Origin of the sequence: Serratia sp. szju (genome assembly GCF_044594185.1) — a bacterium.
Taxonomy (GTDB): Bacteria; Pseudomonadota; Gammaproteobacteria; order Enterobacterales; family Enterobacteriaceae; genus Serratia; species Serratia bockelmannii.
Genome location: NZ_CP172576.1, coordinates 3,716,634 through 3,730,525 on the forward strand (window position 1 = coordinate 3,716,634; position 13,892 = coordinate 3,730,525).

Consider the following 13,892-nt stretch of genomic DNA (forward strand, 5'->3'; position numbering starts at 1 on the left):
TGTAGAATGCGGCGGTCAGTTTCGCGGGTGAGTCCCTGATTATGTCTATTTTACAGAAGGTAGAAGAAATGAAGTCTGAAAATAACGCTAATAACAATGACTTAAAATCATCTCCAATCGTTGTGGCGTTAGATTACGCCGATAAGAATGCCGCGCTGGCGTTCGCCGACCGTATCGATCCGCAAGACTGCCGGCTGAAAGTGGGCAAAGAAATGTTCACGCTGTTCGGGCCGCAGCTGGTGCGCGATCTGCACGGGCGTGGCTTCGACGTATTTCTTGACCTGAAATTCCACGATATTCCCAATACCACCGCGCATGCGGTCGCGGCGGCGGCCGAGCTGGGCGTTTGGATGGTCAACGTCCACGCCAGCGGCGGCGCGCGCATGATGACCGCCGCTAAAGAAGCGCTGACGTCATTCGGGGCGGATGCGCCGCTGCTGATCGCCGTGACGGTGCTCACCAGTATGGAAGCGGAAGACCTGCGCGGCATTGGTATCGAAGCCAGCCCGGCGGAACACGCCGAGCGCCTGGCGCGCCTGACCCGCGACTGCGGGCTGGACGGCGTGGTGTGTTCGGCTCATGAAGCGCAGCGCCTGAAGGCCGCCTGCGGGCAGGCTTTCCAGCTGGTGACGCCGGGGATCCGCCCTGAAGGCAGCGCGGCGGGCGATCAGCGCCGCATTATGACGCCAGTGCAGGCGCAGGCCGCTGGCGTGGACTACATGGTGATTGGGCGTCCGATCACCCAATCTGTGGATCCGGCCGCGACGCTGCGCGCGATCCGCGCCTCTTTGGCCTGAGGAACCGCCGATGAATGACGATAACAGCCGCCTGGTGTATTCCACGGACACCGGCCGCATCAAGCAGGAAGACGTTAAACCGCAACGCGCCAAGGGCGACGGCATCGTGCGCATCCAGCGTCAGACTAGCGGCCGCAAGGGGAAGGGCGTGTGCCTGATTACCGGCGTCGATCTGGATGACGCTGCGCTCGACAAACTGGCGGCCGAACTGAAAAAGAAATGCGGCTGCGGCGGTTCGGTGAAAGACGGGATCATCGAGATCCAGGGCGATAAACGCGATCTGCTCAAACAGCTACTGGAAGCCAAAGGCATGAAGGTCAAACTGGCGGGCGGTTGAGGCGAATCGCCATGCCGCAGTGCAATGCTGCGGCATGGCTTGAGGCTGTTGCTGCCGGGGGTTAGCCCGTTAACGGCGAAAGAACCATAGACTTAAAGTAAAGCAGACCTGAAATCATCGTTATTCTGGTTAATACGTCAAAGCGCCTCGGCGCTTTTGCCCGCCTGTCGGCAGAGGAACATCGGAAAGGTTATTTGCCAACCTGGTGACCGATGATGCCCCCTACCGCAGCCCCACCCAGCGTGCCCAACGCGCTGCCGTCTGTCAGCACTGCGCCGCCGACTGCACCGGCGCCGGCGCCGATAGCGGTGTTGCGATCGCGTTTGGACATGTTGGAACAGGCGCTCAGTGAAAATGCCAGAGTAAGAGCCAGAGCGGCGGTGGCGAAACGTTTATTGATAATCATCATAATGACTTCTCCTTAGCATTGGCTATATGGAAGTGCCCTCTAAGTATAGGCGCTAACCATAAATCAGGCCTGCTGTTGATTCCCGTACAGTATCGATATAAAAAATGGCACTTTTTGTTAACGGCCGAATAATTAGCAGGTTACGGCCCAAAAGTGACCGAAACTGAGTATAGGTTTCTCTGAAAGGATAAACAGGTAAATAGTCTTAAAATCCCGTTGCACAAGGGAAACGGCGCGCGGCGTGGCCCGCGCGACGCGAGAGGTGCGGTGGCGGCCCGCGTTATTCGTTGACCAGCTCCACCTGTACGCCCTGGCGTTTCAGCTGATGCTGATACTCCAGCGCCAGGCGTGAATCGGTGATCACTCGGCTGATTTGCCCCGGCTGCGCCAGCGGGTTGGGTTGGATCTGGCCGAATTTGCTGGAGTCCGTCAGCACGATATTCTCCACGCCCTTGGCCAGCACCGCGCTGACCACGTCGGCGCGCATCATGTCGCGGCCGGTAAAGCCGGTTTCGGCCTGAAAGCCGTCAATGCCGATAAACGCCTTGTTGAAATGCACCTGCTGAATGCACAGCCGTGTGAGCGGGCCGACCACGGTCTCGCTTTTCTTCTGATACATGCCGCCGAGGACAATCACGTCGCAGTCGGTTTCTTTCAGCAGGTTGGCGATATAGTGGCTGACGGTGATCAGCGTAATACGCTTGCGTTCGGCGATGTAGCGCGCCAGCAGGGCGTTGGCGCTGCCGCTCTCGATGAAGATCGTCTCACCGTCGTTGACCTGCGCCGCGGCGTACTGTGCCAATCGTTGTTTGAGGGTGAAATTGGACATCATGCGAGCGTCGACGTCGTCGCTTTCCAACGCCACGGCGGAACCGTGTACGCGCTTCAAATAACTGCGTTTTTCCAGCAGGTTGAGATCCTGCCGGATGGTGACTTCCGATACGCCCGAGGCCCGCGCCAGCTCATTGACGCTGATCCGCCGGCGATCGTTAACCAACTGCAATATGGTCTGTTGTCGTAAATTCATATCGGCCTGATGATGCGGCCGCCAAGGCGCGGCCGCTAAGAGTCAAAGGTTTAAAGAGTATGTTCTGTGCGCGCAATAATATCATCCTGCGCCTCAGGGGATAATGCGGTAAAGAAAGCGGAATAGCCAGCTACGCGAACCACTAAATCACGATATTGGTCAGGGTGTTGCTTCGCCGCCAGCAGCGTTTCGCGCGACACGATGTTGTACTGCACATGCCAACCGCGATAGCTCTCGAAGAAGGTGCGCAACATCAGCATCAGCTTTTCCCGATCGCGCGGGTTGTCCAGCGTCGCCGGATTCAGCTTCTGATTGAGCAGCACGCCGCCAAGGATCGCCTCGGTTGGCAACTTGGCGAGCGAATTGAACACCGCCGTTGGCCCCAGGTGGTCGGTGCCGGACGCCGGGCTGGCGCCTTCCGCCAGAGGCTGGTGCGCCTTGCGCCCATCCGGCGTGGCCAGGGTGGCGGCGCCGAAGGGCACGTTGGCCGAAATCGACGAGGTGCCGGCGTAGTAGCCGCCGCCGATCGGCCCGCGGCCGAAGCGGGTGTTGCGGTACTGTTTCAGTTCTTCGATGTAGGTTTGGTAGGCGCGCACCAGCAGCCGATCGACCTCGTCCACATCGTTGCCGTATTTGGGCGCGGCGTTGAGCAGCCGCTGACGCAGCTGTTCGCCATCCAGTCCGGCGAAGTCTTCGGCCAGCGCGGCCGCCAGCTGCTGCTGGCCGATTGCCCCTTGGTCGAACACCAGTTTGCGCACCGCCGCCAGGCTGTTGCCCAGGTTGGCGATGCCGACCTGCAGGCCGGAAACCCAGTCGTATTTGGCGCCGCCTTGCTTGATGCTTTTGCCGCGTTCAATGCAGTCATCCACCAGCGCGGAGCAGAGGATATCGTGGGCGTTCTCCTCCAGCACGCTGTCCACCACGCACTCGATCTCGATCGACTTGCGCGTGTAGTAGCGAATTTGCCGATCCCAGGCGGTTAAGACCTGTTCGAAACCGGCGAAGTTTCCTTTGGACAGCGCCTGTTCCTGCGGCAGGAAGATCTGCCCGGAGGTGGCGTCGCGGCCTTGTTCCAGCGCCGCCAGCAGCACGCGGGCGAAGTTGATGAAGCTCATGCCGGTGCAGCGATAACCCCATTTGCCGCCGACGGCGGTCTCGATACAGCCGATGGCGGCGTAGTCGTAAGCGTCCTGCGGCTCGACCCCCAGCTTGATGAACTCGGGAATGACGATTTCGTCGTTATTGAATGCCGGCATGCCGAAGCCGCAGCGGATCACCTGTACGCAGGCGTCGAGGAAATCGGCGCTCATCCCGGCGTGGTAACGCACGCTGAGGTTGGGCTGGGTGGAACGCAGGCGGCCGCAGGATTCGAGAATGGCGTAGGACAGCGGATTGACCGCGTCACACGGCCGCCCATCGACCCGTTTTTGCCCGCCGATGGTGACGTTTTGGTACAGCGGGCTGCCGGCGGAGGCCTTGGAGTGCGAGCCGGAGCGGATCTTGTTGATCTCCAGCAGCTTCAGCCAGCAGCTGTGCAGCAGCTCGATGGCGTCTTCCCGCGCCAGGTTTTGCTCCAGCTCCACGTCGCGCCGATACCAGGGATAGAGATACTGATCGAGGCGGCCAAAGGAAACCGAATGGCCGTTGGATTCGATCTGCAACGTCAGCTGGATGAAATAGCACAGTTGCAGCGCCTGCCAGAAGGTTTGCGGCGGGCGATGGGCGATCAGGTCGCAGTTGTCTGCGATAGCCAGCAGCTCGGTGCGACGCCAGTCGCGGGTTTCGCGTTGCGCCATATCGCGCGCCAGGCGTGCGAAGCGTAGGATGTGCTCACTCAGCGCCGTCAGCACGATATCGATAGCGTTGAGAAACTGCGCTTTGTGCAGATCTTCCCACTCGGTCAGGCGCAGGCGGCTGCGGCGCGCGTTCACTTTTTCGCGCAGGCCGTCGAGGCCTTGTTCCAGTAGCAGCGGGAAGTTGACCGCCAGATGGGCGTCGCCAGAGGTCATGTTGCCCTCGGCCTTGATGATGCCGGTGGCCAGCAGCGCCTTTTGTTCGTCGGTGAACATGCCGTAGCAGCGATCCTGCACCGTTTGGCCGCGCCACCATGGGCACAGACGGTGCAAAATCGCCTTATTCTCTTCGCTGACCGAAAAACCGGCACCCGGCCGGTCGGCCAACTGGTCTATTTCGTTTTCTATCCAGCCGACGGTGTATTCGGGGAAGATCGGCGCGGCGCGCAGCTCGCTGGCCTGGTTGCCGACGATCAGCTCGTCGTTGGCGATCCAGATGCTGCGCTTCGCCAGGTGGTTGGCCAGCGCCAGCGCACGGCGCACCGGCAGCGGCCGATCCTGATGCTGCTGATAGGCCTCGGTATAGTGCTGCGCGCGTTCGGTGCACACCGGCGGTTTGACGATGTGGATCAGCGCGTTCTTATGCGCCTGAATACGGGCGCTGAGGGTGGTCAAATCCAATGTGGTCATGGCGTTATCCTCGCAAAATGGCGGTCAGGCCTTTGGCGCCGGCGTACGTTTCGGCGAAGGCCAGCAGATCGGGCGCGTCCAGCGGTGTGCGGGCGGCGCGGTAGGGTTCGCCGAGCAGGTGATACTTGTTGATGCCCAGCGTGTGGTACGGCAGAAAGTGGATCTCCGATACGCCGATCTCGTCGGCGGCGAAGTCGACAATCGCGCGGACAGAGTGGCGATCGGCATTGAAATCGGGGATCAGCGGTACGCGCACGGTCATTGGCACGCCGTGCGCCACCAGCCGGCGAAAATTGTTCATCACCCGGCGGGCCGAGCCGCCGGTCCAGGTTTTGAAACGCGCTTCATCGGTGTGTTTGAGATCGGCCAACAGCAGATCCAGCCAGGGCAACGAAGGGGCGATGTAATGCCACGGCACGTGCAGACAGGATTCGACGGCGGTGTGGATGCCGGCTTCGCGGCCGCGCCGCAGCAGCTCCGCCGCGACTTCCGGCTGCATAAAGGGTTCGCCGCCGGACAGCGTTAAACCGCCGCCGCTGCGCAGGTAGAAAGGCTTATCCCGCATCACCTCGGCCATGATATCGTCGGGGTTGACCACGCTGCCGCACAGGCTGAGCGCGCCGGTTGGGCAGGCGGCGGCCAGCGCCGCGTAGTCGTCTGCGCTAATCAGCTCGCGTTGCAGCGTGAGCGGCCCGTCGGTGCGCTGCAGCCCTTGCGGACAACGCTCGGTGCACAGCGTACAGCCGCTCAGACACAGGCGCTCGTCAAACAGCAGATCCGCGTGGCGCGAGCGGCTTTCCGGGTTCTGACACCAGCGGCAGCTCAGCGGGCACCCTTTTAAAAAGACCACGCTGCGGATGCCGGGGCCATCATGGGTCGAGTAGCGCTGCAGATTGAAGAACATGAATCACCCGTTTGGCGTTGCTGAATCTTTCGCCATTAAAGATCTTTCGAATGAAAGTTGAATTGATTTTGATCAAAAGTTGACGGGGTTTTTGCCCTATGATGATCAGAGTTTGAATCCGCCCACAGAACATGACACAGGAGTCCGTGATGGAGCTTTATCTCGATACCGCCGATGTGACCGCGGTAAAACGCCTGGCGCGCATTCTGCCGCTGCACGGCGTCACCACCAACCCGAGCATCGTGGCGAAGGAAGGCAAGCCGATCTGGGAAGTGCTGCCTGCGCTGCGCGACGCCCTTGGCGGCACCGGCAAGCTATTCGCGCAGGTGATGGCGGCCGATGCGGAGCGCATGGTGGCGGAGGCGTCGCTGCTCAGCCAGCGGGTACCGGGGCTGGTGGTGAAGATCCCGGCAACCGCGGAGGGATTGGCGGCGATCAAGAAGCTTAAAACGATGTCCATCCCGACGCTGGGCACCGCGGTGTACGGTGCCGGGCAGGGGCTGTTGGCCGCCTTGGCCGGGGCGGAATATGTGGCGCCTTACGTCAATCGGGTTGACGCGCAGGGCGGCGACGGTATTGAAATGGTGCACGAGTTGCAGCAGCTGCTGAGCCTGCACGCGCCGTCGGCGCAGGTGCTGGCCGCCAGCTTCAAAACACCGCGCCAGGCGCTGGAATGCCTGCTGGCGGGCTGCCAGGCCATCACGCTGCCGGTGGATGTGGCGGAGCAGTTCCTCAGTGCGCCGGCGGTGCAGGCCGCGGTCGAGAAGTTCGAGCAGGATTGGCAGGGGGCGTTCGGCTCAACGCTGTTAGGCTAAAGCCAGTAAAAAGGGCGCCGCGGCGCCCTTGCTTGATGCTCGGTTCGTTTAGCCGCGGCCGGTCTCCTCTCGCAGCGCGGCGCCGACCTCGTGCGTCGTCGGCTGTTCGGAACGCAACGCCCGGCGGATCGCGAAGAAGGCGGCAATCAGCATGGTTACCGCCACCAGCATAAAGAACCCGCACAGCGCGGCGTTGATCTGGTTGCTGAACACGATGGTTTCCATGTCTTTCAGCGACTTGGCCGGCGCAATGATCGTGCCTTGCTCGATGCCGGTGGAGAACTTCTTCGCCTGCGCCAGGAAGCCGATGCTCGGTTTTTCGTGGAAGATCTTCTGCCAGCCGGCGGTCATGGAGGTCACAAACAGCCAGGCGGTCGGCAGAATAGTCACCCAAGCGTAGAGCTGTTTTTTCATCTTGAACAGCACCACGGTGCCGAGGATTAGCGCCATCGACGCCAGCATCTGGTTGCCGATACCGAACAGCGGCCACAGGGTATTGATGCCGCCGAGCGGATCGACCACGCCCTGATACACGAAGAAACCCCAACCGGCCACCGCCACCGTGGTGCCCGCCAGGTTGCCGAACCAGGAGCGGTTGTTGGCCAACTGCGGTACCGCCACGCCCACCAAATCCTGCACCATAAAGCGACAGGCGCGGGTACCGGCGTCGACGGCGGTCAGGATGAACAGCGCTTCGAACAGAATGGCGAAGTGGTACCAGAAGGCCATCATCGCCCGGCTGTTGAATACCTCGCTGATGATGTGCGCCATGCCCACGGCGAAGGTCGGGGCGCCGCCGGCGCGCGACAGGATGGAGTTCTCGCCCACCTCTTTGGCGATCAGCGCCAGCGTTTCCGGCGTGACGATAAAGCCCCAGCTGTTGATCACCTGCGAAGCATTTTCCACCGTGGTGCCGATCAGTGCCGCCGGCGAGTTCATGGCGAAGTAAACGCCCGGATCCAGCACCGAGGCGCAGATCAGCGCCATGATGGCGACGAAAGACTCCATCAGCATGGCGCCGTAACCGATAAAGCGAATGTGGCTTTCGCGTTCCACCAGCTTGGGCGTGGTGCCGCTGGAGACCAGCGCGTGGAAGCCGGAAATGGCGCCGCAGGCGATGGTGATGAACAGGAACGGGAACAGGGCGCCGGCGAACACCGGGCCGCTGCCGTCGATGAAGCGCGAGACCGCCGGCATTTTCATCTCCGGCATGGCGAAGACGATGCCGATAGCCAGGCCGATGATGACGCCGATTTTCATAAAGGTGGAAAGGTAATCGCGCGGCGCCAGCAGCAGCCACACCGGCAGCACCGAGGCGACGAAGCCGTAGATCACCAGCACCCAGGTCAGGGTGGTACCGTGCAGCGTGAAGAACGGCCCCCAATAGGGATCTTGCGCCACGTTGCCGCCGTAAACGATCGCCAGCAGCATCAGCACGAAGCCAATCACCGAAATTTCAGCGATTTTGCCCGGCCGGATAAAGCGCATGTAGATGCCCATGAACAGGGCGATCGGGATGGTGGCGGCGATGGTGAACAGCCCCCATGGGCTGTCGGCCAACGCTTTTACCACCACCAGCGCCAGCGCCGACAGGATGATGATCATCACCCCCAGTGCGCCGAGCATGGTGATCACCCCGGCGAATGCGCCCAGCTCTTGCTTGGCCATTTCCCCCAGCGAACGGCCGTCGCGGCGTGTGGAGATGAACAGCACCAGGAAATCCTGCACCGCGCCGGCCAGCATGACGCCGACCAGGATCCAGATGGTTCCCGGCAGGAAGCCCATCTGCGCGGCCAGGATCGGCCCCACCAGCGGCCCGGCACCGGCGATGGCGGCGAAGTGGTGGCCGAACAGCACCCATTTGTTGGTGGGCACGTAGTCCAGGCCGTCGTTGTGACGTTCTGCCGGGGTCAGACGACGGTCATCCAGTTCAAAGACCTTGTCGGCAATGAACCGGCTGTAGAAGCGGTAGGCGATGCTGTAGCAGGCGACGGCGGCGACCACCAGCCAGACGGCGTTGACGTGCTCGCCACGGCTGAGCGCCAGCATGGCGAAAGCGAAGGCGCCGACCAACGCCACCAGCAGCCAGATAAATCCGGACCTGATGTTTTTCATGAAACAACTCCTTGGCGTGCAGAGGTAAAAATCAACGTTGTTATTAGGAATGACGTTTTAACAGTAGAAGTTTTGCCGCCGAACCGCGGCAGGTCGGATGAGAAATGTGAAGCAGGTGGGGTTTTAGTGTAAAAACAACGTGATGAAACCGCGTTGGCGCAGGCTGTCGCCCACACCATCCTGAGCAGTTATTCATTCTGCATTTTCACGGCGCGCACAGCGAATTATCGTCGTTTTTTATCTGGGCACGGTGTCTGGCGGATTATTATTTTATCTGTCGAGGCGTGCCGAAATAAAATTATTCATGCCGTGTTATACCTTTATTTTCACCCGCAGGCTTAATCATTCATCAAATAAATAATAAAGCTACGAAAGGAATTTAATTATGATAAATAAAATCATCGAAGGGTATTTACCGCAGCTCACGGCCATTCGGCACGATATTCATCAGCACCCTGAATTGGGTTTCGAAGAGTTTCGCACCAGCGATCTGGTGGCGGATTATCTGAGTTCGTGGGGCTATGAGGTGCACCGCGGATTGGCGGGCACCGGCGTGGTGGGTACGCTGCGGGTGGGCGACGGCGTTAAACGCCTCGGATTGCGTGCCGATATGGACGCTCTGCCGATCGAAGAGAACAACGGCAAGCCCTGGAGCAGCAGCGTGGCCAACCGCATGCACGCCTGCGGCCATGATGGTCACACCACTATGTTGCTCGGTGCCGCCCGCTATCTGGCGCAAATGCGCAACTTCAACGGCACGCTGCACCTGATTTTCCAACCGGCGGAAGAGATGCTGAACGGCGGCGCGCGCATGGTGGAACAGGGGCTGTTCGAGCGCTTCCCCTGCGACGCCATCTTCGCCATGCACAACATGCCGGGGATGCCGCTCGGCGAGTTCTTCTTCCAACACGGTCCGTTTATGGCCTCGATGGATCAGTTCAACGTGCGGGTGCAGGGGCGTGGCGGCCACGGCGCCATCCCGCAGCTGGCGGTCGATCCCGTGCTGGTGGCCTCGCATATCACTGTCGCCCTACAGAGCATCGTTTCGCGTAATATCGATCCGCTGGAGGCGGCCGTGATCACCGTCGGCAGCATCAAGGCCGGTGAGGCGGCCAACGTGATCCCGGACAGCGCGGAAATGAAGCTCAGCGTACGCTCTCTGGATCGTCAGGCGCGCGCAATCCTGCTGGCGCGCATTCCGGCGCTGATCGAGGCGCAGGCGGCAAGCTTCGGTGCCCACGCGGTGGTGGAGCACGTTAACGGTACGCCGGTGTTGGTCAACGACGAAGCGATGACCCGCTTTGCCCACCGTGTGGCGGAGCAGCAGTTCGGCGCCGCCCGCGCGCACTACGGTGCCCGGCCGCTGATGGGCAGCGAAGATTTCGCCTTCATGCTCGATGCACATCCGCAGGGCTGCTACCTGATCGTTGGCAACGGCGATGGCGAAGGCAGCTGCATGGTGCATAACCCGGGATATGACTTCAATGACGGCTGTCTGGCGGCCGGCAGCCAGTATTGGGGAGCGTTGGCGGAAGCGTATTTAAAATAAACGCGAAAAATAATAACAGGGAAGATAATGATGAGTGAAAATACGGCTGAAACCCAAACGGAAATAATATCGGCCCCGAAGGTCGGTGGCAAAAAGGTCATATTCGCCGCCTCCTTCGGTAATGCGCTGGAGTTTTTCGATTTCGGTATTTATAACTTCTTCGTTATTTATATCAGCGTATTGTTTTTTCCCCCGTCTAGCGATCCGCATCTGGCGTTGCTGTTGGCGTTTGCCACGTTCGGCGTCAGCTTTTTCATGCGGCCGCTGGGCGGCATTCTGATTGGCGCCTATGCCGATCGCTGTGGCCGCAAGCCGGCGATGATCCTGACGATTTCCTTGATGAGCCTGGGCACGGCGATGATCGGCTTTGCGCCGACCTACGCCAGCGCCGGCTATTGGGGAACCGCCACGCTGGTGGCCGCGCGTCTGATCCAGGGCGTAGCGGCGGGCGGCGAGGTGGGGGCGTCGATGTCGTTGCTGGTGGAGTCGGCGCCGCCCCATCGGCGCGGTTTCTATTCCAGCTGGTCACTGGCGACGCAGGGCATCGCCACCGTGGTTGGCGGCGTCACCGCGCTGGCGCTCAGTGCGGCCTTGCCGGTGCTTTCCGGCGAACCGAACGCCATGGCCGAGTGGGGGTGGCGCATTCCATTCTTTATCGGCGTGGCGCTGGCGCCGCTCGGTTGCTGGCTGCGTCTCGGGCTGGAAAGCGATCGGCCGTCGGTGGCGCGGGCTCACGAGCCGCCTGCTCAGCTGCGCCAGCACTCGCGGGCGGTAGTGCTCGGTGTGATGCTGACCATCGGCGCCACCGTCGCCACTTACATCTCGATGTATTATCTCGGCACCTACGCGGTGAAATACCTGGGAATGGCGCAGGCCTACGGTTATGCCGCGATGCTATTGGCGGGGCTCATCACCTTCGGCGGCAGTCTGCTGGTCGGGCACTGGTGCGATCGTTACGGCCGTCTGCCGCTGATCCGCGGGTCGCGGATCGCGATTCTGATCGTGGCCCTGCCGGCGTTTTGGTGGCTGAGCGCGGTGCCGCATCCTGCGGTGCTGCTGCTGATCGTCGCGGTGCTGGTCGGGTTGACCACGCTCGGTTCGGTGCCGACCATGTTGATGATTTCGGAGCTGTTCCCGCAGCGCATTCGTGCGCTGGGGTTTGCGTTGGTCTACAGCCTCGGGGTGGCGATCTTCGGCGGCTTCGCCCAGTACATCGCTTCGCAGTCGATCGCGCTGAGCGGTTCGCTGCTGGCGCCCGCCGTCTATCTGATGGTGGCTACGCTGGCTTCGCTGGCGGTGCTGCCATTGCTGCGTGAAACCGGCGGAGAGCCGCTGCGCTAGCCGAAAAAAAACGCCGGCGGTTTTCACCGTCGGCGCTTTGCGTTGCGACCGTTTCAGGCTGGCGTTCAGGCCGCCGGGCGGGCGATCACGCTGCGGGTTTCCATGCGCACTTCGGCGATGGTGACCTGCAAGGTATCGCTCTGGCGGTAAACCACTTCGCCTTTAATCTGCACGGTGCCGGTTTCCTGGCTGCACTGCATCTCGTCACGCACCGCGTGAATGAACGGTGCCGGGATGAAGGCAACCGCGCCGTTGTCCAGCAGGCGTACACGCAGGCCGCCACGGGTCACGTCGATGATCTCGGCGTTGAAGCGGGTATCGGTACCGGCCTTGTCCTGCAGGAAGCGGGCGTACAGCCAGTCGCCGACGTCGCGCTCCGCCATGCGGTTCAGGCGGCGGCGCTCCGCCAGCTGCACCGTGACGTCATCCTGTGGCTTTTCCGCCGGTTGCTGGTTGATGATCGCCTTCAGCAGACGATGGTTGACCATATCGCCGTATTTACGGATCGGCGATGTCCAGGTGGCGTAAGCCTCCAGCCCCAGACCGAAGTGTGGCCCCGGCGTAGTGCTGATCTCGGCGAAGGTCTGGAAGCGACGGATGCGGCTGTCGAGGAATTGGGTCGGCTGCGCATCCAGGTGGCGGCGCAGTTCGCAGAAACCGTCGAGGGTCAGCAGCTTCTCGGCTTCGGCTTCCACGCCGTTGGCCTGCAGCACGGTGACCGCTTGTTCAACCAGCGCAGGATCGAAACCGGTGTGCACGTTGTACACGCCGTAGCCCAGGCGATCGCGCAGCACGATGGCGGCGCAGACGTTGGCGGCGATCATGCACTCTTCAACGATGCGGTTGGCGCTGCGGCGCTGCTCGGTAACGATCTCCAGCACGTCGCCTTTTTCACCCAGCACGAAGCGGTAGTCCGGACGATCTTTGAACACCAGCGCATGCTGGTGGCGCCAGGCATTGCGCGCATCGCAAACGCGCTTCAGCAGGGTGATTTGTTGCGCGATGGCGTCGCTCGGCGGTTGCCAGCCGGCAATGCCGTCCAGCCAGTCGGAGACTTCGTCGTACACCAGTTTGGCTTTGGATTCGATCTCGGCGGCGAAGAACTGAATATCGTCGCCTAGCGCGCCGTCGGCGGCGATGGTCACGCGGCAAGCCAGCACCTGGCGGCGCTCGTTAGGGCGCAGCGAGCACAGGTTGTCCGACAGATCGCGCGGCAGCATCGGGATGTTGAAGCCCGGCAGGTAATTGGTGAAGGCGCGCACGCGGGCGATATCGTCCAGCTTGCTGCCTTGTTCGACGTAGGCAGTCGGATCGGCGATGGCGATGGTCAACTGCAGCGAACCGTCACCGTTGTCGGTCACGTACAGCGCATCGTCCATGTCCTCGGTGCTGGCGCTGTCGATGGTGACGAATTCGAGCGCGGTCAGATCTTCACGCACCAGCGCAGCGTCCGGCTCGCTGAGGGCCTGCATCTCCGGCGCCTCTTTTTCCAGGTTGTGACGCGCCAGCGTCACCCACCACGGGGCGAAATGGTCTTCGCCTTCGGTGATAAAGTGGGTCAGGTCGGCGTTGAAGCCGCGATCGCCTTTCAGCGGATGGCGGCGCATTTCCGCCACCGCCCAGTCGCCGGCCTGGAAATTGTGGGTCAGTTCACGCACCGGGCGGCACGGAATCGCATCTTTCAGCAACGGATGATCGGGCACGATGGACAGGCGATCGTCGCGCTTTTGCACGCGGCCGACAAAGCGCGACAGGAACGGCTCGACCAGGGTTTCCGGCTCGGCGATTTCGCGCTCTTTCTCGGTGTGCAGGGTGGCGATAATGCGATCCCCGTGCATGACTTTCTTCATGTACGGCGGTGGAATGAAGTAGCTTTTTTGACCGTCTACTTCAAGAAAGCCAAAGCCTTTCTCGGTCCCTTTCACGACGCCTTCAACGCGCGGGGTCTGAGAGTGAAGTTGCTGTTTAAGCTGCGCCAGCAGCGGGTTATCTTGAAACATATCGTCCAGTGAATGGGTTGTGAGTGGCAAGATTTGCGGCTGACAGTTTTACGCGAATCACCCGCTGCGAGCAAGCCTAACGTCACGGAACCCCGCGTTGCCGCGCGATTTTGCG

11 protein-coding genes are annotated in these 13,892 nt (G+C 61.3%); 5 read left to right on the forward strand and 6 right to left on the reverse strand.

Annotation, left to right across the window (positions count from 1 at the left end; genetic code table 11):
• Positions 1–68: 68 nt before the first annotated feature.
• Positions 69–797, forward strand: coding sequence for an orotidine-5'-phosphate decarboxylase (pyrF, locus tag RE418_RS17610; protein WP_301480317.1), 729 nt, complete (start codon positions 69–71; stop codon positions 795–797).
• Positions 798–807: 10 nt separating this feature from the next.
• Positions 808–1,134, forward strand: coding sequence for a stress response translation initiation inhibitor YciH (yciH, locus tag RE418_RS17615; RefSeq protein WP_025303019.1), 327 nt, complete (start codon positions 808–810; stop codon positions 1,132–1,134).
• Between the two features lie 190 nt (positions 1,135–1,324).
• Here the strand turns inward: yciH and osmB are convergent, their stop codons facing one another.
• The 4 genes from osmB to RE418_RS17635 form a co-directional block, all read right to left on the reverse strand.
• Positions 1,325–1,543 (reverse strand): osmotically-inducible lipoprotein OsmB, encoded by a 219-nt coding sequence (gene osmB / locus RE418_RS17620; protein ID WP_004945176.1) that lies wholly within the window; start codon positions 1,541–1,543, stop codon positions 1,325–1,327.
• Between the two features lie 280 nt (positions 1,544–1,823).
• A complete protein-coding gene (locus tag RE418_RS17625) occupies positions 1,824–2,570 on the reverse strand; it encodes a DNA-binding transcriptional regulator YciT (RefSeq protein WP_004930631.1) in 747 nt (248 codons plus the stop codon).
• Positions 2,571–2,620: 50 nt separating this feature from the next.
• Entirely contained in the window at positions 2,621–5,053 is a 2,433-nt protein-coding gene (locus tag RE418_RS17630) for a formate C-acetyltransferase/glycerol dehydratase family glycyl radical enzyme (protein WP_399675368.1), read from the reverse strand.
• 4 nt (positions 5,054–5,057) lie between these two features.
• Positions 5,058–5,957: a glycyl-radical enzyme activating protein gene (locus tag RE418_RS17635; protein ID WP_399675370.1), complete on the reverse strand. Its 900-nt coding sequence runs from the start codon at positions 5,955–5,957 to the stop codon at positions 5,058–5,060.
• Between the two features lie 149 nt (positions 5,958–6,106).
• Between RE418_RS17635 and fsa the strand changes: the two genes are divergently transcribed.
• Entirely contained in the window at positions 6,107–6,772 is a 666-nt protein-coding gene (gene fsa / locus RE418_RS17640; protein ID WP_049205488.1) for a fructose-6-phosphate aldolase, read from the forward strand.
• A gap of 48 nt (positions 6,773–6,820) precedes the next feature.
• Here the strand turns inward: fsa and RE418_RS17645 are convergent, their stop codons facing one another.
• Positions 6,821–8,887: a carbon starvation CstA family protein gene (locus RE418_RS17645; protein ID WP_213928070.1), complete on the reverse strand. Its 2,067-nt coding sequence runs from the start codon at positions 8,885–8,887 to the stop codon at positions 6,821–6,823.
• A 385-nt stretch (positions 8,888–9,272) separates the two neighbouring features.
• On the opposite strand from RE418_RS17645, the gene RE418_RS17650 reads away from it, so the two are divergent.
• Both RE418_RS17650 and RE418_RS17655 read left to right on the forward strand, forming a co-directional pair.
• Positions 9,273–10,436, forward strand: a complete 1,164-nt coding sequence (locus tag RE418_RS17650; protein WP_262237119.1) for a M20 aminoacylase family protein — start codon at positions 9,273–9,275, stop codon at positions 10,434–10,436.
• Between the two features lie 30 nt (positions 10,437–10,466).
• Entirely contained in the window at positions 10,467–11,777 is a 1,311-nt protein-coding gene (locus RE418_RS17655; RefSeq protein ID WP_060447740.1) for an MFS transporter, read from the forward strand.
• Between the two features lie 65 nt (positions 11,778–11,842).
• Here the strand turns inward: RE418_RS17655 and RE418_RS17660 are convergent, their stop codons facing one another.
• A complete protein-coding gene (locus tag RE418_RS17660; RefSeq protein ID WP_043140667.1) occupies positions 11,843–13,777 on the reverse strand; it encodes an exoribonuclease II in 1,935 nt (644 codons plus the stop codon).
• Positions 13,778–13,892: the final 115 nt, after the last annotated feature.